The organism is Nostoc sp. DSM 114160, assembly GCF_053470305.1.
Map to the genome: position 1 here is coordinate 1,640,742 of NZ_JBPFGO010000002.1, position 21,759 is coordinate 1,662,500.

The window sequence follows — 21,759 nt, forward strand, 5'->3', positions numbered from 1 at the left end:
TATTGCGCTTCTCGCTTGATTGCAATATGGGAGTACAGCAACCACCAATATCCCATTCATAATGAGACATTTAAGGTAATTAAAAATTGGAGCAAAGCAAGTTGACTAGCTTCACTCCCAAATAATCTCAAAGTACACGCAGTAAGCTAGGAATGCTTTCAATCGCTGATAAATTCTGAATTTCTGCCAAAGCTTGCCTAAAATTGCCTTCTGGCACATCATGGGTGACAACCACAATCTCTGCTAGTTCCCCTTGAAAGCCAGTTTGGACAACTGACTCTAAGCTAACGCCATAGTTGCCAAAGCAAGTACCCAATTTACCGATAACTCCGGGTTGGTCATTGGTGAGGAAACGGGCGTAAAATCGAGTTATCAACTCTGCCATCGGTGCAATTTGGCAGTATTCCTGATGCCCACAAGTTAATAATGGATTTGTAACTGCTGTATTAGTTTTGAGGACAGCAACTAAATTCAAAATATCCGACGTGACAGCACTGGCGGTTGCACCAGCACCAGCGCCGGGACCAAAAAACATTACTTGCCCAATAGGTTCTCCTTCGACAAGAATCGCATTATAAACGCCGTTGATGCTAGCCAAAGGATGGGCTTGCGGTACTAAAGTAGGATGAACTCTGACAGAGAGGGAGGACGAGTGAGTATCACGTTTAGCGATCGCTAACAATTTAATCACAAATCCCAATTTTTCGGCGTAGGCAATATCTGTTTTGCTCACTTGCCGAATCCCCTCAGTATAAACATCTTGGAGGTTGATGCGTCCTCCGAAACCTAATGATGCCAGGATGGCAATTTTATCAGCTGCGTCTAAGCCATCTACATCGGCTGTGGGGTCAGCCTCAGCATAACCCAAACGTTGGGCATCAGCTAAAACATCATTAAAGTTACTGCCTTCTGTTTGCATCCGCGTCAGGATGTAGTTTGTTGTACCGTTAACGATACCCGTTACAGTATGAATTCGGTTAACACTTAAAGATTGCTTTAGAGGTTGAATCACTGGAATACCACCACCCACAGCAGCTTCTAGCATGACGTATACGCCAGCTTGATTGGCAGTTGTGAAAATTTCTGCTCCGAAGCGGGCGATCGCTGCTTTATTGGCTGTGACTACATGCTTGCCATTACTTAAAGCTTTGAGAATGAGCGATCGCGCCGGCTCCAGCCCACCCATCACCTCGACAACTATATCTACCGCCGGATCGTTGACAATTGATTCTAAATCTGTAGTTAAAACTTCTGTAGACAATTCTACTGTACGGGGTTTCTCTAGCGATCGAACTCCCACCCGATAAATTTCTATCTCTTGCAACAATGGGTGACGCCCAGCACTATCTTGCAACAACTGCACTGTTCCCGTTCCCACAGTGCCTAATCCCAGTATTCCTAGTTTCACACCCACAATTTTTGCACCCGATTTCACCAATAACAATTGTAGGTAGAGCGTTTGCCCTACCTACTGATTATCCTGCTTCCTTTGTCATTTGTCCTTTGTCCTTTGCTAATGACAAATGACTAATGACTAATTTAGTATGTTTCTACGTGCCAGCGATGAGCTTTCTTAAGTTGCTTCTGGTAATCACTCCAGGTTACGCCTTCTTTGGCAGCAGCAGTAGTTAAGGCTGCATCAATACCTTCTTCCATACCTCGCAAACCGCAGATGTAGGTGTGGGTTTTTTCGTTTTTAATCAACTGCCACAATTCATCAGCATGTTCTGCTACGCGGTCTTGGATGTACATTCTACCGCCTTGAGGATTTTTTTGTTCGCGGCTAATGGCAGGAGTCAGGCGGAAGTTATCAGGATATTTTTGTTCGATTTCTTCCAGTTCTTCCTTATATAAAAGGTTTGGAGTTGTCGGCACACCAAATATTAGCCAAGAGAATCCTTTAAATTGGTATTCTGGGTTAGCTGCTCTTTCCGCATCTTTAAACTGACGCCACAGATAAGCTCGCATGGGGGCAATACCTGTTCCGGTTGCCATCATGATGACATTAGCATCAGGGTCATCGGGTAACAACATTTCCTTACCCACGGGCCCGGTAATTTTTACATCTGCTCCTGGTTCTAGGAAACACAGGTGTGTAGAACAAACACCGTAAACTGTTTCGCCAGTTTCTGGGTGCTTATATTCTAATTGGCGGACGCACAGTGATACTGTCTTATCATCCACATCATCGCCATGACGAGTTGAGGCGATGGAATAGAGTCTAAGTTTTTCTGGCTTGCCGTTCTTGTCTAATCCTGGTGGAATAATCCCAATACTTTGACCTTCTATATACTTCAAATCCCCGGCGGAAATGTCAAATTTGAGGTGTTGAACAATACCAATACCACCTTCTTTGACTAGGGGTTCATTAGATATTACTTTGCCAATAAACGGAGCATTGGGACGGTAAGTGTTAACAGGAACGTCACCGTGGTCTTTTTTGGCTTTCGCTTGAGTCATGGTGTTGCCTTTCTTGTCCTTGTTCTTGAGCTGTTCTTCAGCTGATGATTTAGCGAGGCCTTTGGCTTCACTACCAGCATTTACAGGTGTGGCTTTACCATTCCCTTCACTGTCAGCAGTTTCCCCAGATGTTGCTAACTCGCTGACAACGCTTGTAGCATTCCCAAGTGAGGCTTTACCATTAACTGGCTCTAGAGCAGTTACGGGTTGGATGCTAACAATTGTGCCGCCTAGACGAGTGATACGTCGCATTTCTTGATTCATGCGGTTGTAAGGCACTCTGATGAACACACTGCCACTTTTCCGAATTGGGTAGTTAGTTTGGTCGGTTTCTTCACTCTGACGCAAACCCACTACTTCATAAAGGAAGATGCGGCTACCTAATTCTGTGTTGGCAGCACCCTCAACAGCACCTTGATTGTACATTCGTTCTACCACTCCGATAATTTACTTAACCGTTTTTCAAAAAAAACTATTCCCCTACCTTGCCAGCTTTAGTTTACCGGATTTTCGTTTCACAAAACTGGAGAAAGAAGGAAAAACGGCATCATTAAATTAATGCCTTGCTAAGTACACTCACCAAAGACATGCAGGCATAGCAAAAAACACACCTGTTCACCTTCTAAGGTAAAGGATAAGTCTTGTGGAGAATGTTAATAATGAATCAATTTAATCTTTTTTTCGTTAACTACCACCCCCATTAGGGAGATAGCTTTTTACCTTAGTACCCTACGATCGACTCACAATCTGACAATAGTATATATTCTCGGAGGGTTACTTCGATCGCTAGAAGCTACCGCTTGAAGTAACCCTCCACAAGCTTCCCTTGTGCTTGCTTACTCCAGGGGTTGAAATCGGAGAATGTCAAGAAAGGAAGGTTTTCTTCCGATTGGTTTTACTTCTCCAAATCTACTACTCTTCTGGAATGTTGTTAGCTATCTTCATTACCTATCTATGGACAATTACATAACTAGGACAACTCCAGCCACAAATATCACGAGATAGACAATCATAATTTCAGCAACTGTAATTAGTTTCACTTGATGTGAAAAATCTGTCAACCTTGCATCAGTACTTTGCCATAACGTCAACGCTTCTATATGAGCATATTCATAAATTTACAGCCAATAATTTGGGTAATGCAAGTTATTTCCTCATTCGTTGGATAGATTTTTGCTTTGAGTAGATTAAGTATTGTCGAGTAATAATTACAATTTAGGAACATTAGAAAATTTGCGGCAATAATAAATTATACCTTATACTCTTGATTCTATAGAGTCACAAGTAGCAGACTGATAAAGGTGCAACACTGATGGGTAGTAACGATCCCCATTTTTAAATTAACAACTAAATTAACAAAAAAATGATTGAGTAACCACGTTAATTCTTCTTGAGAGCAAGCTTGTATGGGATACCCCCTTCTGTTAAAATCAAATATATCACTAGGATTAAATACTTACCGGCACCAACATTCAGGCTAGTCCGACGAGTAGCAACTTAATTACTTTGTTGTCTACTTGCTTGGTGTCTTATAGATGTGCTAGGTAGCAAGAACGCAGGATAAACCAAAGGGGTAAACTCCTGGCTTCAAAATCTGCTGTGTGAAAAATTATTGACACAACTTTAGTATTTTAGAGGAGATTTATGACAAGTAAGCCGGAACGCGTGGTACTGATTGGAGTAGCCGGAGACTCTGGTTGCGGTAAATCTACGTTTTTGCGTCGTTTGAGCGATTTGTTTGGTGAAGAGTTAATGACAGTCATCTGCTTGGATGACTATCACTCGCTGGACCGCAAACAGCGCAAAGAAACGGGGATAACGGCACTAGACCCCAGAGCAAACAATTTTGACCTGATGTATGAGCAAATTAAAGCGCTCAAAAGTGGTCAAGCGATTGATAAGCCGATTTACAACCACGAAACCGGCTTGATCGATCCGCCAGAGCGGATAGAGCCGAATCATATTATAGTTGTTGAAGGGCTGCATCCTTTATATGATGAGCGGGTGCGATCGCTAATCGACTTCAGTGTTTATTTTGACATTAGCGATGAGGTCAAAATTGCCTGGAAAATCCAGCGAGATATGGCTGAACGCGGTCATCGCTACGAAGATGTGTTAGCACAAATCAATTCCCGCAAACCTGACTTTGATAAATTTATCGAACCACAAAGAGAATTTGCTGATGTGGTTCTCCAGGTATTGCCCACAAACTTGATCAAAAATGATACAGAACGTAGAGTCTTGCGGGTACGTATGCTCCAGCGGGAAGGTAAGGAAGGCTTCGATCCAACTTACTTATTTGATGAAGGGTCAACAATCAATTGGACTCCCTGTGGACGCAAGCTAACCTGTTCTTATCCTGGTATGCAACTATACTACGGTTCAGATGTTTACTACGGTCGCTATGTCTCAGTACTAGAGGTGGATGGTCAATTTGACAACTTGGAAGAAGTCATTTATATCGAAACCCATCTCAGCAATACATCCACCAAATATCAGGGTGAATTGACTCACTTGTTACTCCAGCACCGCGAGTATCCAGGTTCCAATAATGGTACTGGTTTCTTCCAAGTGCTTACAGGTTTGAAAATGCGTGCTGCTTATGAGCGGTTGACAGCTACGGAAGCAAAGTTAGCGATTCAGGTTTAAAGCAGCAGTGTTTGTGTCAAAGCTTGTGGGGGCGCTTCCGGGTGCTCCTTTTTTTGTGTTATTAAATACATTTAAAATAAAAAGTAATTAGCATACATTTATCTTACTTACGGATATTTACCTTATAGTTAGTGGTTTTTATCAATATCAAGAAGATACTAACGACTGAAGTATAAATATTGTTATGATTTCAGAAATTAGTAGTTGAACTAAATACCCACATTTAGTCAACGAAAAAACTCTTGATGGAGGAATTTCTTTTGTCTCGTCGATATTTATTTACCTCTGAGTCAGTCACCGAAGGTCATCCAGATAAAATCTGCGATCAGATTTCTGATACTATTCTAGATGCCCTATTGACACAAGATCCGAGCAGTCGTGTCGCGGCTGAAGTCGTAGTTAATACTGGTTTGGTGCTAATCACTGGTGAAATAACCACCAAAGCCAATGTAAATTTCGTCAATCTCGCCCGGAAAAAAATTGCCGAAATTGGTTATACCAACGCTGATAATGGCTTTTCTGCTAACAGTACCAGCGTTCTGCTGGCTTTAGACGAACAATCACCCGATATTGCCCAAGGCGTTAACACCGCCCAAGAAACCCGCGAACAAGATAGTGATGAACAATTCGATAAAATTGGTGCGGGCGATCAAGGTATAATGTTCGGTTTTGCCAGCAATGAAACACCAGAACTGACACCATTGCCCATCAGTCTCGCCCACCGTATTGCTCGCCGATTGGCAGCAGTCCGTAAAACAGGTGAACTGTCATACCTGCGTCCTGACGGTAAAACCCAAGTAACTGTGGTTTACGAAGATGGACGCCCAGTAGGTATTGATACGATTCTAATTTCCACTCAGCATACAGCCAGTATTGGGGAAATTACGGATGAGGCGGCGGTACAAGCCAAAATTAAACAAGACCTCTGGTCAGCAGTGGTTGAACCTGTTTTTGGCGACATTGACGTTAAACCCAATCAGGAAACACGTTTTTTAGTCAACCCCACTGGCAAATTTGTCGTTGGTGGTCCTCAAGGAGACTCTGGTCTTACAGGACGAAAAATAATCGTTGATACCTACGGTGGCTATTCACGACATGGTGGCGGCGCATTTTCTGGCAAAGACCCCACGAAAGTAGACCGTTCTGCTGCTTATGCGGCTCGCTATGTAGCGAAAAATATTGTCGCCGCTGGGTTGGCAGAAAAAGTTGAAATCCAGCTATCTTATGCCATAGGTGTAGCGCGGCCTACAAGTATCCTAGTAGATACCTTTGGCACTGGCAAAGTGGATGAAGAAACCTTACTGGAATTAATCAACAAGCACTTTGAACTCCGTCCAGCAGGGATTATTCATACCTTCAACTTACGGAACTTACCAAGTGAACGAGGCGGACGTTTTTATCAGGACGTCGCGGCTTACGGTCATTTTGGGCGGGCTGATTTAGACTTGCCTTGGGAACAGACCGATAAAGCCGAATTGTTGAAGCAAGCAGCAAATGAGTCACTTTCGGCAGCAGTTGCTCAGGCAGTAACTTAAACTTATAGGCTACTACAAAAACTTAGTTTATCTACGTGAGGGTATTGGCAACTTAACAAGTTAGCAATACCCTCATTTTTTTGCTAGCCACCTGAATATCCACAAGCAAAACTACTACCAATACGGTTCGGTTAAAGGGGAAAGGGTAAAGGGGAAAGGTTTTGAATACATCCTTTACCCTTATGCAAATTAGATGTTTTTTAGCTGATTACGGATCGATGATGGTTTTTGGTTGCAAAGATACAGATTGCCCATTAACTGACAATGCTGTAGCTTCTAAAATCTGGCCGTAACGATTGCGAGTGCCGAATCCTTTGGCTTGAATTGTGTTTTTGATGTTCGCCATACTGGTTAGCTGTTCGCCTACATGGGGCGGGAACTTGACAATAGTGCCATTAGAGATAATGACTCCGTTAATTTCTCCTCGATGTCCCACCAACCAATTCTGAGGAGTTCCCTGTGCAGATAAGGTACTGTAGTTGCTCAAGCTGGGTGGTTGGGGGGCGGTTGTGGGAGGTTGTTCGACTAAAGTCTGTCCAGTTTGAGAATTGGTGATGCTTTTGGCTCTCACTTCCTGTCCAAAGCGAGTGGAAAAGCCAGGATCGCCAAAAATGCTCACTTTCGTGTTTGGGGTAATTATCCGCACTAAACTGTCCGCCATCTGGGGAGGAAATTTCACCTGTAGCCCGTTATTGAGTAATAGCCCATCCACCTTACCTTCAGGGTTGAGAAGATACTGTTTTACCTCTCCAGTGAAAGTGGTTCCGGCTGTGGGGGGTAATTGTGTCGGGGGTGCTGGGGGAATATCTAGAGGATTAGGATTGGCTAAATTGGCACTTGGGAAATTAGCTTCTAGCGATCGCCCGCTTGGTGTAGCATTACTAGCAAAAGTATTGTATGTCCAAAAACCGAAAAGTGCGATCGCGGCTCCAATGCCGCCACTAGTTAAAATTAACTTTAACTTGCGTTGGCGATCGCGCTCTCGGATTTGCTTGGCTTGAATCTGCTGTATTGCTTGTTGAATCATCTCTGGAGGAATTTGTACTTCTGCTCCAGCCTGCATAATTTCTTCTAAAGAATAATCCTGATTTTCTTGGGCATACAACTGAGCCGCTAGAGCGAAAACATCGGGAGCAATTTCTTTCGGAATGCGAACTTTAGAGTTATTCATCTACTTTAATTCAATTTAATCCCTAACTAGAACTGTAAGAGTGCAAAACTCGTGCCATAGATACAAGACACTCGTTAGCTAGTAAGGCAGGATGAAAATTAAAGAGCGAACAGGGAACGGGCAACAGGGAACAAAATGTAATGTATGGGGATTTAAAACCAACACATAACTAGCTACTTGATAGTTGTAGGGGTCTCTTACTCCCTCCACGGACAGAAAATAGGAAAAACTATTCCCTGTTCCCTATTGCCTATTGCCTATTCCCTATTCCCTTCTTAAATGAGCAACTGGAATTTGGCATAGTTTTTGCACTTCTAGAAGTTCTAACCCTTATTCCATGCAACCTATTGTGTTATCTCAACGTTGGACACTCCGGCGACAGCTAACAATCCTCAGCATCCTTTTTTTAGGTTTAAGTGGAGCTGCTTTATGGTTAGTGGTACAACTATTTGAAAGTCTGGAAGGTGCTGTTGTTGCCAGAAATCAGAGAGAATTAGCTTTTGCCAACACCAGACTAATTAAGCTGTTTTGGGAATCAAATCTTGGGCAAACACCAAAGCCAGGTAAGCCGTTGGCGGAACTTTCAAACGATGCCCTAACTGTTTTCCCAAGGGTAGAAGGCGGATTTTATCTGCTGCAACAAGACCAGCTTTTAGGCTATGCCTATCCTACCCACGGGGGCCCTGTCCCCAAAAAAGATATTCCTCCTGTTGAGCGAGACACAATTTTGCAATTGACTCGGAGAGCCACAAGCCAAGGTTTACCCCAGGAATTAGTATTGCACCCCGGTCTGGATATCTTGATACTGCGTGCTGACCCCTCTACCTCTGTGGGGAGCGGTGTGGACGATGAAACGTATGCCTCATCTAGAAGATAGCAATCAAAAAGTTTTAAGTCTTTTCGTTGTTTTAGGAATTTTAGTTGTAGGAGTTTGGACTTTTTATATTGCCTTACAACTTCAGTGGGGAGTGCAGCGACTCCAGCAAAGTATTAAAGCAATGGAAGAGGATAAAGCTTCGCTAATTCCGCCGCTACCCGCAGAAATGGGACTGTTGGGAACTGCAATTAATAGTATGCAATACCATCGCCAAGAGTTAGAGCAGCGCTTGCACCGAGTTGAGCGCTTGGCTTCTCTGGGACAACTAGTAGCGGGGGTAGCTCATGAAGTCCGCAATCCCTTAGCTAGTATGCGCCTCAATTTGCAATATACAGAGCGGCAATTAAAAAAGCAGGGAATTACGACTTTACCGATCGCTAGTTTACTAGAACAAGTAGACCGTTTAGAGATGTTGGTGCGACGGCTATTGTATTTTGACCAAAATCAGCAAGAAGAAATGGTAACAACTTCCCTAGAAGCGATCGCTTTTGAATCAGTTTCTCTATTACGTCTCAAAGCCGAAGAACAGGGAGTAACACTTTTTTATCGCTCTGCTGCTGAACCTTTGCCCCAAGTACCACTACGCCACCGGGAGTTAGGACAGGTGATGGTTAACTTAATCTTAAATGCCATCCAAGCAAGTCCACCAGCAAGCGAAGTTGAGGTTGGTGTCAGCCAAGAGCAAAACTACTTAGTGACTTGGGTAAAAGACACTGGTGCAGGTTTAGCACCAGAAGAACGCGATCGCATTTTCGATCCTTTTTATTCTACAAAACCCCAAGGAACAGGTTTAGGTTTAGCAATTAGCCACGAGATTGTCACCCGACACGGAGGGCATATTGATTTTAAATCTCAACCGGGTTGCACCGTTTTTAGCGTTTACTTACCGAAGAATCATAACGATGGCTAAAATTTTGATTATTGATGATGAAAAAGCCTTGCGTCAAGCGATGGCACAGATTTTAAAAGATGAAGGCCACGACGTAATAGAAGCGGGAGACGGAGAGCAAGGACTGAAGATAATTCAACAAAATACCACATCTCGTCCTGACTTGGTATTTCTAGATTTGAAAATGCCCAAAACTCAGGGTAATGCTGTTCTGAAAACTTTAGGTAGCAAAACGTTATTTGAACTGCCAGTAATTGTAATGACAGCTTATGGAACAAGTCGTACAGCCATTGAAGCTATGCAGTTGGGAGCTTATGATTATTTAACTAAACCCTTCGATTTAGAAGATTTAGTCAACTTGGCGCAAAAAGCTTTAGCTCATTCCCAAGCAGCCGCCGAGCAAATTGGTGAAGCAAATATTCAAAATCTCGGACAACCAGAAGAACTGTTGGGGCGATCGCCTAAAATGGCAGAAGTTTTTAAACTTATTGGTAGACTTGCCCAAGGAAACACCACAGTTTTGATTGTCGGCGAATCAGGTACAGGCAAAGAGTTGGTCGCTTCCACACTGCATAATGCTAGCCCTCGCAGTCGCGGCCCTTTGGTAAAAGTTAACTGTGCAGCCCTTCCAGAACACTTGTTAGAAGCAGAATTATTTGGTCACGAAAAAGGAGCCTTCACTGGAGCGAATCACTTGCGAATTGGTCGCTTTGAACAAGCCAATGGCGGCACAATTTTTCTGGATGAAGTCGGAGAATTGAGCCAGATAATTCAAGGGAAATTGTTGCGAGTATTACAAGATAAATCCTTCGAGCGCTTGGGTAGTAACCAAACCAAAACTGTAGATGTCCGCATTTTAGCTGCCACCAATCGAAATTTAGAACAATTGGTACGCCTGAATCAGTTTCGAGAAGACCTTTACTATCGCTTCAATGTAGTCCGAATTGAACTGCCACCTTTGCGCGATCGCCCCGAAGATTTAGAACAACTTACCCAACATTTTTTAAGTTCTATTGCCCTCAGAAATGGAATTAAAAATTTAGCAATTACCTCAACCGCCCTAGAAAAGCTCAGAGATTACGCTTGGCCAGGAAATGTGCGAGAACTCCAAAATACTTTAGAGAGAGCAGCAGTTTTTTCTGGAGGAAGAACCATTCTTTCAGAGCATCTCATTTTTAATCAAAAATATCAGATGAATTTGAACTTAGAACAAGCGATCGCTCAGTTAGAAATAAACTTTATCCGCCATGCTTTAGCACTTTATCCCCAAGAACCCCACAAAGCATTAGGAATTTCTGTCGAAAGCTTTGAACAAAAAAAGAAACAATGGAATTTATAGCAAAAACTTTCAACTTCTCGTTCCTTAGCAGAGCCAAGGAATGGCTTTGGCGAGGCTCCGCCTCCTTGGACTATAGGCAGAGCCTATAGATGGGCATTCCCATGCAGAGCATCGGAACGAGATAAAACTCCTAACTCCTAACTCCTAACTCCTAACCAATGAATTCCTTAAACTCAGCATCTACACTAGAAACACACTTAGAAACTCAAACTGTTATTTACCCAACTCTACAGTATTTAGTTCGCTTTTTGCCGTGGAATGGTAAACGAGTATTCGACCATCTTCGAGAAGAATGTAAACACAATCCATTTATAATAGAAAATTCTGATTTCCATAACAGCGAAGTACTTTTAGACGATATTAAACCTAATTGGTACAGTCCCATCGCCCAGGAATTAAGCCTAAGTGAGCATCTTCTCGGACAAATATCAGTTTTATCAATCCCATCAAGACAACGTAAAGCCTTAACCTATCTAACTCGGTGGTTATCAAACTCCGGTTACTTACAAGAAACTCCAGAAGTTTGGGCAGATGGTAGTATCTGGAGTGCAAAAGAACTAGAGGCTGTAGTGCCTATTCTCCAAAGTTTAGATCCACCTGGAATTGGTACGCGAACCCTACAAGAATGTCTGTTAGTACAACTTAAAGACCAGCCTGAAAGCCTAGCTTTTTTACTAGTTAAAAATTATTTAGAAGACATAGCAAACTGTATTGGCAATACTTCCGAGTCAAAGCAAAATTATCAAATACTATTACAAAAACTGAACCAAAAGATTAATGTTGACATCGAGAAAATCACCAATGCTATTCATGACATTCAAGAATTAGAACCCCGTCCCGCCAGAAACTTCGGCTGTTGCGACGCTCCCATCGTCACCCCCGATTTAAAAGTTGAGCTAATAGCTGGAAGTTGGCAAATTTCTTTAGCTTATGAAGTCAAACAACGTTTTTGTCTGAATTCCGAAGCCATTAAGCTTTTGCAGGAATCACCAAAATCAAGGCGAGATACCCAACAATTAGAAGCATTATTACAAAAAGCTAGAAATTTACTCACAGCTTTGCAACAATGGCAGGAAAATCTGCTCAAAGTTGGGAAATTTTTAGTTGAGCGTCAGCAAGCTTTTTTGCAGAGTCGGGATAAATTAGACTTAGTGTCTACCCCTCAGCAATTAGTAGCTCAATCGGTAGGACTTAGTAACTCTACAGTCAGCCGGATTGTGCGGGGACGGTATATATTAGTTTGCAATCAACACAGCCAGATAATTCCGTTGCATTCATTATGTGTTCCTGTAGGAGTAGGCGGACGTACTCCTCAACAAATTCAACAGATGCTATTACAGTTAATTGCAGAAGAATCATCCGCCAATCCTTATACTGATGAGCAATTAGCCCAGCTTTTGAAAATTCAATTTTGTCTGCCAATCACTCGCAGAACAGTCACAAAATACCGTAAAATTGCCGGAATAAAGTCATCACATCAGCGCAAGTTGTACTGATAAAAAGATGGGAAGCAAGAGCAAGAAGCAAGGAAGTCTCTTGAAATATCAAAGTTGAGCCTTTGAACCTGAACATTGCGGCTTTAAACCTAAACGTTGAGCCTTTGAAGGTGAACGTTGCGGCTTTAAACCGGAACATTGCGGCTTTGAAGGTGAACATTGCGGCTTTAAACCGGAACATTGCGGCTTTGAAGGTGAACATTGCGGCTTTGAACCGGAACGTTGCGGCTTTGAACCGGAACGTTGCGGCTTTGAAGGTGAACATTGCGGCTTTGAACCTAAACGTTGCGGCTTTGAACCTGGAAGTTGCACCTTTGAGCCTGAACGTTGCACCTTTGAGTCTGGAAGTTGCACCTTTGAACCTGAAATTTTAAGTTTGATTGTTGACAAATGACAAATGACAAATGACAAATGACAAATGACAAATGACTAAATCCAAAAATAAGCCAAGATAAGAGTCACGACAGTTAACGGTAGACCAAAACGCAAATGTTCCCAGAATGACAACTGATAACCAAGTTTTGCAACAGCCTCAGCAACAATTAAATTGGCAACTGAACCTAACAAAGTTAAATTACCAGCTAAAGTAGATCCTGCTGCTAATAGTAACCAGGTTTTCGTGTCTGGATGGGGAATTAAATGTTGTAGTAATAATACTGCTGGAACATTAGAAACTAAATTTGAAAGCAAAGCAGTAATTCCTAATATGCTCAAGGGATTATAAACTAAACCGCTAAATAAATTCAATATTCCTAATTTTTCTACTCCAGCAGTCACAACAAATAGTCCAGAAAACATCACCAGTAAATCCCAATCTACTTTATTTAAAACTCGTTGCGGTTTGATTCGCCTAGTAATGAACAGTAAACCAGCAGCTATAAGTGTTGCTTGGGCTGGGGGTATCCCAATTAAGAATGCAATTAATAGTCCTCCAGTTATCAATAGGCTTTTAGTAAGCAACGGTTTAAATATGCGGTAACGCACGGGGGTTGCACTCGCACAAGACTTAGTAGAACGCACATCAGGATAAAGCCACCACAGTAACCCAATTTGGATTAACAAACTTACTAATGCGATGGGAGTCAATGCTTTTGCAAAATCGAGATAGCTGATACCAGAGAAGGAACCAATCAGAATATTTTGTGGATTGCCACTTAAGGTAGCTACTGAACCCAGATTAGTTGCTCCCGCCAAAGCAAGTAAGTAAGGAATCGGATTGAGGTTCAAAGTTTGGGTTAAACCAAGAACCAAAGGAGTCAGAATTAGGGCAATAGTATCATTCAGAAAAAAAGCGGAGAGAATTCCACTGCCGAAAGTTAAAACAATTAGCAAACCTAAAGGGCTGCGGGTGAAGTGTGTAACTGTATCAAGGATTAATTGGAAAAAACCAGCGTAAGCTAAGTTTGTGCTGATTACCATCATGCCAAACAAAAAAATCAGCGTTTTATAGTCGATCGCTTGCCATGCTTCTTTGAGGTCTAATACCCCAAATGCCATCAGCAAAGATGCACCAACTAAAGCAATACTGGCTCGGTTCATCCGCAAACCAGGGAGATATCCTAAACCCAAACCGATATAAGTCAGTCCAATGATAATGTATCTGAAAACAATCATGATTTCGCTATATTCTTTTGATTAAGTAGTCATTGGTCATTAGTCATTAGTCATTGGATTTTAGTGCATACCTCGCCCCTTGTGGGTGGAAAAACTTTGTCTTTCATGGGGCTAATTCAAGCTGTGTTAAAGAGTGGGCGTGGTTTCTATTGGACTAATGACAATAACTAATGACTGCCCTAAGCGGTTTGATGTGATGCTTTTCTATTAACTCCTGTTTTTGTTTCAGGTACACAGAACCAAAAAACTGCCAAAGCTACAACTGCAATCGCTGCTAAAATCAAAAAACCAACATTGTAACCAGCACTTTTAACCACAAATCCAGCCAGCACGTTGCTCAAACCCGCACCAATTCCAATAGCAGTGTTGAGCATTCCTTGGGTAACATTAAAGCGTCCCGTGCCTTTAGTCAAATCAGCTACCATTAACACCGAAAGCACACCAAAAATCCCGCCTGCAATACCATCCAGAATTTGCACAGAAACGAGAAAATAGGGATTGCCTGAAAACGTATACAGCACTCCTCGAATCGGTAAGACGGCAAAGCCCAGCAAAAATATGGGTTTTCGGGCTGTATGTGCAAAACGCCCAGCCAAGTTAGACACTGGAATCATTACTAATTGAGCCACAATGATACAAGCAGACATATAAACTGTGTCACTTGTGCCTTTACCCTGTGCCAATTCTTGACCAACTAGCGGTAACATAGCAGCATTGGCAAAGTGAAACAAAACTACTGCAATACTAAAGAATAAGATTTGGCGAGCGCTCAATAATTGCAATATGCCTTCATGGTGCTGTTGATGTTCTTCTTTATCTTCCTCCTTACCCTCTTCTCCATCTCCACGCGCTAATTCGTGATCGATCTCTCTTTCACGAATCATCCTCACTGAAATAATACTGCCCACAGCCATAGCTGCAACCAAGAAAAATATTGCCTTGCGTGCAATAAAGTAACCTGCTAAACCAGCAAGAGTAGCAGCTAGCAGATTTCCTGCATGGTTAAATGTTTCATTACGACCTACCCGCCTATCTAATCTCTCATGTCCTACGAGTCCCAGAGTAATAGCAGTAATCGCAGGTGGGAAAATTGCCGCAGCAATCCCAATCATAATCTGAGAGCCGATGACAACAGGCAAATTGGGGAACAAGCCCATAGCAATAGAGCCGATAGAAACAAACACAGCCGCCAGTACAATCAACATCCGTTTTTGACGTAGCCTGTCAACCAATGCACCAGCTGGTGTTTGAGCAATAACTGTGGCAATTGTCGAAACTGACATCGCCAATCCAATTTGAGCCGGGTTCCAATTTGCTGAGGCTTTCAGGTAAATACTCAGATATGGCCCAACCCCATCGCGCACATCTGCGAGAAACACATTTAAGTAATCAAGCGATCGCAAACTCTTCTTACTCGGTCTTCGCTCTTTTTGCATAAGTCTTTAGTGGTATTTTGTGAGCAACGGAGAGGTCAAAATACTCTTGTGCAAAAACCGTGCCAAATCAATCTGAGTTTTCACGTCATGTAGAAAAGCCAACGGAAAACCTAACCCCCCAGCCCCCTTCCCTACAAGGGAAGGGGGAGAAATCAAAGCCTCTCTCCTTGTAGGGGAGAGGTTGGGAGAGGGGTTTTCCATATCCCGTGAAAAGTCAGCCAAATCAATGGGCATCTGGGGAGAAAACCTTCTTTGTGCATCTGATGGGAAATCACAAAGATTTTCAGATTTTGATTGCACTTTTTTGTGTGGATATCAGTGCGATCGCAAAAAGAAACCCCCTCTGCTTTTGCCATAGTAAAGTTATTACAACGCAAAGGGGATTTCATTTTGATTAATATTTTTGTAGAGGCAGGTTTTAAGGATAATTCTGGCAAAAAACTAGTTTATTTGATTTAAAACCCGCCAAAACCTATATTGTATTGATTTCTACTTGTGTACTCAGTTGAGTCTATTTCCAATCAGGAATTTCAGCGTCTTCACCACCAATCCCGATTCCAGTGTTAAATATTTCTGCATCAGTAAGATTTAGATCGTTCATTGATGCTTGATACACATTAGAATCGTGAATCGTAGCCCGAGTAAAATTTACTCCGTTGAGATTAACTTGCTTTAAATTCACATTGGTTACATAAGCAGATGTTAGGTTAGCACCTGCTAAGTTTGCACCAGTTAAGTCAGCACCTTCGAGGTTAGCTCCTACAAGGTTAGCTCCTTGAAGCTTCGAGCCTCTTAAGTCAGCACCAATTAAATGAGCGCCACTGAGGTTAGCTCCTGATAGTTCGCACTTAACACATTCCCCAGTTGAAAGCAGCTTTTGTAAATCTTGTGGATTCTCGGCTCTAACCGAGCTAGCGAAAAATAGGGGTGTTGCTAAGGCCATGGCCGCTAATAGCTGGAGTTTCATAAATTTTCCCCCTTAATAATCAAGTTGCGTCCGTTCTGTCCCTCACAACTCTATTATCTCACTAAACTTCGTGAGGTCAATGTCTCTTGTGACAATCTATCTCCTGACAAGTTAGTTGCGATCTGAAACCCAGATAAAAGTAATGTCAAAAATGCCATTAATTCGGAATTTTTGGCAATTTTTACCGAATAATTCCTCAAAAACGCCCCCTCTTAAATTACTATTAAATCTTGAAAAATGAAAAGCTGGCGCTATCCCTATAGCTAATTTTATGAGTATTTATACTTTATTTATCAATTGATAGTTTAGCTTAAGTCTTCAGAAATTCTCGCATATACTGATTAACCAATTTTGGCTGTTCTTGCTGCACCCAATGGCCACAATTAGGAATGTACTTGATTTGAAAATCCCTGACATAAGCTGTGGTGTCATAGGTTAGTTCCTTGCCAAGTGCAGGGTCATTTTCTCCCCAAATCATCAGTGTTGGCACTTCCAGAACGCTCCTATTTGGATTTACCATTTTCTGTTGAAAAATATTGCGGTAGTAGTTCAACATTGCTGTGAGGGCACCGCGTTTTGCAGCAGCATTTTTATAAGTGTCAATATCCGCTTTGGTGAAAGCACTCTTGTTAACTGCCATACTTTTAAAAGCTGTTTCAATAGCTTGGTAGTCTGAAGACTGTAAAAGTAATTCTGGTATCCACGGTAGTTGAAAGAAAAATACGTAGTTGCTACGTAGCAACTGTTGGGGAGTGCGTAACCCTTGAGCAAATTTGGCAGGATGAGGCAGGTTAAGAATAATTAATTGTTCTAACATTTCGGGGTGAGTGTATGCGAAATTCCAAGCGATCGCACCACCCCAATCATGCCCAACTAATACACACTTTTCGTATCCTAATCCTCTAATTACTCCCTCAACATCTTTGATAAATTCATCCATGACATAAGCTGATTGCTCATTTGGCTTATCACTATCGTTGTAGCCACGCAAGTCAACGGCGACAACTTTAAAATTTTGGGCAAATTCTGGTATTTGATGCCGCCAAGAGTACCAAAACTCAGGAAACCCATGCAACATCAACATTAAGGGCCCTTCACCTTGGGTAACGTAGTGTAGTTTTACCCCATTGGTAGTTATATATTCGTGTGTCCAAGAAGTTTCTATTAAAGGCATAATTAATCCAAATTAAGCATTAAAAAACACTAAATAATAATACTGTACTTCATGACTGTAATATTATTTTGAGCAGTCTCACATCTATTAAAAGACAGTATTAAGATAGTGATTTTTTGCAAAAATATTAGACAATTTGCCTTGGGATAGATGTGAATCATGGGTAAATCTTGGTAAAAGGTAGATATAATTATCTCCAACTACCATGACACAACAGTTGACAAACCATGCTTCATTGTGGGTTGAGCGACTGGGACGATTTGGCTATGTTTCCAAGGGAGTAGTTTACGGTATAGTTGGATTACTGGCAGCACAGGCGGCTTTTGGCAGGGGTGGTAAAACAACTGATACCCAAGGCGCTCTCCAAACAATCGTCAACCAGCCATTTGGTAAGTTTTTGCTGGCTTTAGTTGCAATTGGGCTAATTGGATACGTAATCTGGCGTTTTGTACAGGCAATTAAAGACCCAGAAAATAAAGGTAACGATGCCAAAGGTTTGGCAGTGCGAATTGGTTACGCAGTTAATGGCTTGATTTATGCAAGTTTAGCCTTAAGTGCGGTGAAAATTGTTATGGGTACAGGCAGCGCTAAAAATAGTAGTGATTCTACTGAAGATTCGACAGCACGTTTGCTTTCTCAACCCTTTGGTGAATGGTTAGTTGGAACTGTGGGAGTGTTTGTAATTGCTCTAGGTTTTTATCAGTTTTATCAAGCTTTTAGTGGTAAATTTTGTAAAGAACTCAATTTAACTGAGTTAAGCAACACACAAGCCCAATGGGTAATGAGAATTTCCAGATTTGGTTTAGCGGCACGGGGTATAGTGTTTTGCATTATTGGTTGGTTTTTAATTGAAGCTGCAAGGCAATCGAACGCCGCTACCGCCGAAGGTTTAGATGAAGTATTACAGACGCTAGCTCAACAGCCTTATGGAGCATGGCTTTTAGGTATTGTGGCACTAGGTTTGGTTGCCTATGGGATTTACACAATAATACAGGCGCGGTATCGTCGGCTAGTCAATGTTTAGATGGTGCAGTGCCAAGAATTTCAATCAAACAGAATTCAGAAGTCAGGAGTCAGAATTAAGAATTAATTCTGTACGATTGGCAGACGAATAATCTGGTTTAAAACCCCTACAAAACAATAAAATTTGGCCCACTAATTGCTTCTGACTCCTGAATTGTGACTCCTGAATTCTTCTTCAAAGAAATGGCAATAATAGAAACTCGTGGTATTTGGTTGACTACTACTGATAGTCAAGTTCTCAGGTCAAAGGAAAGCATTGCTGAAGCGATGGATTTTCTGGCTGAGACAGGATTTAATGTGGTGTTTCCTGTTGTTTGGAATAAGGCGGTAACTCTGTATCCCAGTCAAATAATGCAGCAGACATTTGGAGTCGAAATTGACCCGATGTCTGTAGGCCGCGACCCCTTTAGAAGAGGTGATAGTTGAGGCGCGGCGAGTCGGATTGAAAGTCATTCCTTGGTTTGAATACGGTTTTGCCAGTTCTTACAATTTAAATGGTGGCGTACTTTTACAGAAAAAACCAGAATGGGCTGCGCGTGATTTTAATGGCAACTTATTGAAGAAAAACGGCTTTGAGTGGTTGAATGCCCTCGACTCACAGGTGCAGGAATTCTTCTTGAACTTGGTATTGGAAGTTGTAAAGAATTATGATGTAGATGGGGTTCAAGGAGACGATCGCTTCCCTGCATTCCCGTGTGAAGGTGGCTATGATGAGTTAACTGTCAGCCGCTATCGCCAGGAATTTGATCGCAATCCGCCAGAGAACCCCAAGGATAGGCAATGGTTACAGTGGCGTGCAGATATTCTCACTGAATTTTTGGCGCGTCTCTACCGGGAAGTGAAAGTGGTGAATCCTAATTTATTAGTAGCGATCGCACCTAATATCCATGATTGGGCATTCCAGGAATATCTGCAAGACTCACCCGCATGGCTGAACCGGGGAATAGTCGATATGATTCAGCCGCAGATTTACCGCCGTGACTTTAGGAGTTACTGTGCGATCGTTGATAAACTAGTAAACCAGCAGTTTACAGATACAACACTGCCCAAGTTAGCACCGGGAATACTGATGAAGCTTGGCTCTTACTGTATTAGTGCAGAATATATGGTGCAGACAATTGAATACAATCGTCAACTTGGCATTCAAGGAGAGGTATTCTTTTTTTACGAAGGTTTGCGCGAGAATAACAATGCCCTTGCTAAAGTTTTGCGAAATGGGCCTTATGCTAAGTCTGCATCATTTCCTACTCTGTCAGATTTGAGTGCAGGTGGTGTGAGTCACAAGAGGACATCTTCTATTTGGTTAGGAGTGGAAAATTTGTTAAAAAAGATTTTTTAAGGGAAAAGGCGCGTGGAATATAAATTGCCAGTGGAAAAGGTAATTAATACTTTAAAAGAAGATTTACCGACACTTTTTGAAAAAGATATTTCCTATGACATTTATACACAGGATATCTATTTTAAAGACCCTGTAAATACATTCAAATACAAATTTAACTATCGCATTATATTTTGGACTTTACGATTTCACGCGCGGCTATTTTTTACTCATATTTACTTTGATGTACATGAAGTTTATCAGTCAGCCGAAAACACGATTTTAGCAAAGTGGACGGTGCGGGGAGTGTTGCGCGTTCCCTGGAAAGCAGGGTTGCTTTTTAATGGCTATTCAACGTATAAACTCAATCAAGATAATTTGATATACGAGCATATCGATACCTGGGATAGAAAGCCAAGAGAGATTTTACAACAGTTTTGGCAAAGACAAGGAAACAGCTAGTTAGCTATTATATAATCGACATCATATCAAATTGCTACGGTATGCTTTAGTCATTCGCTCACAAGGTACTGTTATCGATAAATTTCAGCATCAACTTTGTGAGCTTTCTTATCAATAGCCTCCCACTTTTAAAACATCCTCTAAGATCGAGTTAGAAATGAATTAATTTTTTTGAATTATTACGAACCTTGTAAAATGTCATTTATTGAACTTATACTCTGTTTTATTAAGTCTGTCATAGAAGTTCTTAATAATTCCAAATTTACTGTTGAAAAATTGAGTAGTCCCCAAGAATATAATAGGCTTGAAATACCAATAAATAAAGCTAATATTCTCCCAAAACAACCAGGATTTATTTCAATAAAAGCTAATTTAGATTGACCTATTACAGCAATCGTTATAAAAACAATTCCTACTATTAAAAAAGTGCTGTTTGGAGTGAAATCTGTCATTTTTCGATTAAAATATCTCAGCATTTTTATTGTAGCTATTATTAGTCAAAATTTCTGCTTCTGCTATATGCAAAAATATAAAAATTTTGCAACTCAACATTCACACCAACCTAATAAGCCTCTGGCTATTGCAGTATTGGTATTGGAACTTATGGTGTGCTATAATCTATAAAGATATATTTTGATTTAAAAACTTATTGAGCAATAAATAAAGTTGATTGCCTCAATTGTGTATCAATTTTTCTATCTTACTCAGATATTCAAGGAAAAACCTAGATTCTGCAAGAAGCGAACTACCTGATGTGTCTCTAGCAGAAATTCAGATATCGTGAAGTGGCAGTTTATTTAAACTCAATTTTGCTCTTGACGATTTTGCTGAAACTATGCAGTGGTAAAACTTTCAGCATCAAAAAACCAAAATATCATAACTCCTGTACTAGACGTTGATTTAGTTTATATATTAAACTACCTTAAGACTATAGGAATAGTGGGTTTTTATGGAAAGCGTCCAAAGCGTTAGTCAAGAGTTGAATGGAACAAGAGACACAGCACTAGAGCAATTACAAAAGTCTACTCCAGCAGAGTTCAAAAAAAACATTTTTAAAAAACTTAGAGGTGGATTTTTTGTAGTACTAGGATATTTATTATCACCGCTATGCTGGTGGAATGACCTACTATTCAATCTGCCAATAGCTTATGCTTTTGGGTATGTATGTAGTTTTCTTTCTCCAAAATTGCTTCTACCTTGTTCAATTATCGGATATTGGCTCTCTAACATTGTAGGAATTCTCTTGATGCAATTTGGTTCTAAGGACATTTTTCAAAATGAACCTCAAGAACATAACCTCAAAAAAGAATTGCTCACAGGTTTAATCTCTTCAACACTTTATACCCTGT

At 41.3% G+C, this 21,759-nt stretch carries 18 protein-coding genes and 2 pseudogenes (1 of these 20 cut by a window edge); 11 read left to right on the forward strand and 9 right to left on the reverse strand.

Annotated elements, in window-relative coordinates:
• Positions 1-127: 127 nt before the first annotated feature.
• Both NSTCB13_RS24220 and petH read right to left on the reverse strand, forming a co-directional pair.
• On the reverse strand, positions 128-1,414 hold the full coding sequence (locus NSTCB13_RS24220) for a homoserine dehydrogenase (RefSeq protein ID WP_448268084.1): 1,287 nt from the start codon (positions 1,412-1,414) through the stop codon (positions 128-130).
• 125 nt (positions 1,415-1,539) lie between these two features.
• Complete coding sequence (petH, locus tag NSTCB13_RS24225) at positions 1,540-2,886, reverse strand: ferredoxin--NADP reductase (RefSeq protein WP_445632047.1); 1,347 nt, start codon at positions 2,884-2,886, stop codon at positions 1,540-1,542.
• Positions 2,887-4,104: 1,218 nt separating this feature from the next.
• On the opposite strand from petH, the gene NSTCB13_RS24230 reads away from it, so the two are divergent.
• Together NSTCB13_RS24230 and metK are read left to right on the forward strand one after the other, a co-directional pair.
• A complete protein-coding gene (locus tag NSTCB13_RS24230; protein ID WP_445630411.1) occupies positions 4,105-5,109 on the forward strand; it encodes a phosphoribulokinase in 1,005 nt (334 codons plus the stop codon).
• A 260-nt stretch (positions 5,110-5,369) separates the two neighbouring features.
• Positions 5,370-6,644, forward strand: coding sequence for a methionine adenosyltransferase (gene metK, locus NSTCB13_RS24235; RefSeq protein ID WP_322688170.1), 1,275 nt, complete (start codon positions 5,370-5,372; stop codon positions 6,642-6,644).
• A gap of 208 nt (positions 6,645-6,852) precedes the next feature.
• Here the strand turns inward: metK and NSTCB13_RS24240 are convergent, their stop codons facing one another.
• On the reverse strand, positions 6,853-7,815 hold the full coding sequence (locus tag NSTCB13_RS24240) for a hypothetical protein (protein ID WP_445630410.1): 963 nt from the start codon (positions 7,813-7,815) through the stop codon (positions 6,853-6,855).
• 337 nt (positions 7,816-8,152) lie between these two features.
• On the opposite strand from NSTCB13_RS24240, the gene NSTCB13_RS24245 reads away from it, so the two are divergent.
• From NSTCB13_RS24245 to NSTCB13_RS24265, 5 genes are all read left to right on the forward strand, one after another.
• A complete protein-coding gene (locus NSTCB13_RS24245; protein WP_448274067.1) occupies positions 8,153-8,692 on the forward strand; it encodes a hypothetical protein in 540 nt (179 codons plus the stop codon).
• Entirely contained in the window at positions 8,664-9,602 is a 939-nt protein-coding gene (locus NSTCB13_RS24250) for a sensor histidine kinase (protein ID WP_448274068.1), read from the forward strand. Before NSTCB13_RS24245 ends, NSTCB13_RS24250 begins: the two co-directional genes overlap by 29 nt.
• Positions 9,595-10,920, forward strand: a complete 1,326-nt coding sequence (locus NSTCB13_RS24255) for a sigma-54-dependent transcriptional regulator (RefSeq protein ID WP_445630408.1) — start codon at positions 9,595-9,597, stop codon at positions 10,918-10,920. Before NSTCB13_RS24250 ends, NSTCB13_RS24255 begins: the two co-directional genes overlap by 8 nt.
• A gap of 158 nt (positions 10,921-11,078) precedes the next feature.
• Positions 11,079-12,416: an RNA polymerase factor sigma-54 gene (locus NSTCB13_RS24260; protein WP_448274069.1), complete on the forward strand. Its 1,338-nt coding sequence runs from the start codon at positions 11,079-11,081 to the stop codon at positions 12,414-12,416.
• A gap of 146 nt (positions 12,417-12,562) precedes the next feature.
• The gene (locus NSTCB13_RS24265) at positions 12,563-12,790 is read left to right on the forward strand and encodes a hypothetical protein (protein WP_448274070.1); all 228 of its coding nucleotides are present in this window, start codon (positions 12,563-12,565) and stop codon (positions 12,788-12,790) included.
• 55 nt (positions 12,791-12,845) lie between these two features.
• On the opposite strand, the gene NSTCB13_RS24270 is transcribed toward NSTCB13_RS24265, so the two are convergent.
• From NSTCB13_RS24270 to NSTCB13_RS24290, 5 genes and pseudogenes are all read right to left on the reverse strand, one after another.
• The gene (locus tag NSTCB13_RS24270) at positions 12,846-14,030 is read right to left on the reverse strand and encodes an anion transporter (protein WP_448274071.1); all 1,185 of its coding nucleotides are present in this window, start codon (positions 14,028-14,030) and stop codon (positions 12,846-12,848) included.
• Between the two features lie 179 nt (positions 14,031-14,209).
• Positions 14,210-15,466: an MFS transporter gene (locus NSTCB13_RS24275; protein WP_448274072.1), complete on the reverse strand. Its 1,257-nt coding sequence runs from the start codon at positions 15,464-15,466 to the stop codon at positions 14,210-14,212.
• Positions 15,467-15,562: 96 nt separating this feature from the next.
• Positions 15,563-15,766: pseudogene (locus NSTCB13_RS24280) on the reverse strand (hypothetical protein); the annotation flags it as partial.
• Between the two features lie 211 nt (positions 15,767-15,977).
• The gene (locus NSTCB13_RS24285; protein WP_094353507.1) at positions 15,978-16,433 is read right to left on the reverse strand and encodes a pentapeptide repeat-containing protein; all 456 of its coding nucleotides are present in this window, start codon (positions 16,431-16,433) and stop codon (positions 15,978-15,980) included.
• Positions 16,434-16,743: 310 nt separating this feature from the next.
• Complete coding sequence (locus tag NSTCB13_RS24290; protein ID WP_448274073.1) at positions 16,744-17,607, reverse strand: alpha/beta fold hydrolase; 864 nt, start codon at positions 17,605-17,607, stop codon at positions 16,744-16,746.
• Positions 17,608-17,812: 205 nt separating this feature from the next.
• On the opposite strand from NSTCB13_RS24290, the gene NSTCB13_RS24295 reads away from it, so the two are divergent.
• The 3 genes and pseudogenes from NSTCB13_RS24295 to NSTCB13_RS24305 all read left to right on the forward strand — a co-directional run bounded on the left by NSTCB13_RS24295 (position 17,813) and on the right by NSTCB13_RS24305 (position 20,410).
• Positions 17,813-18,631, forward strand: coding sequence for a DUF1206 domain-containing protein (locus tag NSTCB13_RS24295; protein WP_445630400.1), 819 nt, complete (start codon positions 17,813-17,815; stop codon positions 18,629-18,631).
• Positions 18,632-18,813: 182 nt separating this feature from the next.
• A pseudogene (locus NSTCB13_RS24300) lies at positions 18,814-19,969 on the forward strand (glycoside hydrolase family 10 protein).
• Between the two features lie 12 nt (positions 19,970-19,981).
• Positions 19,982-20,410 carry a DUF2358 domain-containing protein gene (locus tag NSTCB13_RS24305; RefSeq protein ID WP_445630398.1) on the forward strand — a complete coding sequence of 143 codons (429 nt, stop codon included), beginning with the start codon at positions 19,982-19,984 and terminating at the stop codon, positions 20,408-20,410.
• Between the two features lie 179 nt (positions 20,411-20,589).
• On the opposite strand, the gene NSTCB13_RS24310 is transcribed toward NSTCB13_RS24305, so the two are convergent.
• Positions 20,590-20,862, reverse strand: coding sequence for a hypothetical protein (locus tag NSTCB13_RS24310; RefSeq protein WP_445630397.1), 273 nt, complete (start codon positions 20,860-20,862; stop codon positions 20,590-20,592).
• 497 nt (positions 20,863-21,359) lie between these two features.
• On the opposite strand from NSTCB13_RS24310, the gene NSTCB13_RS24315 reads away from it, so the two are divergent.
• Positions 21,360-21,759 carry the 5' portion of a hypothetical protein gene (locus NSTCB13_RS24315; protein ID WP_448274074.1) on the forward strand. Its footprint extends 62 nt past the window's final position, so the window shows 400 of its 462 coding nt (coding positions 1-400); it begins with the start codon at positions 21,360-21,362; the stop codon falls past the right edge of the window.

What these genes read in the sequence shown, in the direction of transcription:
- petH (WP_445632047.1), bottom strand. Translation starts at nt 2,886, where the DNA reads ATGTACAATCAAGGTGCTGTTGAGGGTGCTGCCAACACAGAATTAGGT.
- NSTCB13_RS24230 (WP_445630411.1), top strand. Translation starts at nt 4,105, where the DNA reads ATGACAAGTAAGCCGGAACGCGTGGTACTGATTGGAGTAGCCGGAGAC.
- NSTCB13_RS24240 (WP_445630410.1), bottom strand. Translation starts at nt 7,815, where the DNA reads ATGAATAACTCTAAAGTTCGCATTCCGAAAGAAATTGCTCCCGATGTT.
- NSTCB13_RS24245 (WP_448274067.1), top strand. Translation starts at nt 8,153, where the DNA reads ATGCAACCTATTGTGTTATCTCAACGTTGGACACTCCGGCGACAGCTA.
- NSTCB13_RS24250 (WP_448274068.1), top strand. Translation starts at nt 8,664, where the DNA reads ATGAAACGTATGCCTCATCTAGAAGATAGCAATCAAAAAGTTTTAAGT.
- NSTCB13_RS24255 (WP_445630408.1), top strand. Translation starts at nt 9,595, where the DNA reads ATGGCTAAAATTTTGATTATTGATGATGAAAAAGCCTTGCGTCAAGCG.
- NSTCB13_RS24260 (WP_448274069.1), top strand. Translation starts at nt 11,079, where the DNA reads ATGAATTCCTTAAACTCAGCATCTACACTAGAAACACACTTAGAAACT.
- NSTCB13_RS24270 (WP_448274071.1), bottom strand. Translation starts at nt 14,030, where the DNA reads ATGATTGTTTTCAGATACATTATCATTGGACTGACTTATATCGGTTTG.
- NSTCB13_RS24275 (WP_448274072.1), bottom strand. Translation starts at nt 15,466, where the DNA reads ATGCAAAAAGAGCGAAGACCGAGTAAGAAGAGTTTGCGATCGCTTGAT.
- NSTCB13_RS24285 (WP_094353507.1), bottom strand. Translation starts at nt 16,433, where the DNA reads ATGAAACTCCAGCTATTAGCGGCCATGGCCTTAGCAACACCCCTATTT.
- NSTCB13_RS24290 (WP_448274073.1), bottom strand. Translation starts at nt 17,607, where the DNA reads ATGCCTTTAATAGAAACTTCTTGGACACACGAATATATAACTACCAAT.
- NSTCB13_RS24295 (WP_445630400.1), top strand. Translation starts at nt 17,813, where the DNA reads ATGACACAACAGTTGACAAACCATGCTTCATTGTGGGTTGAGCGACTG.
- NSTCB13_RS24310 (WP_445630397.1), bottom strand. Translation starts at nt 20,862, where the DNA reads ATGACAGATTTCACTCCAAACAGCACTTTTTTAATAGTAGGAATTGTT.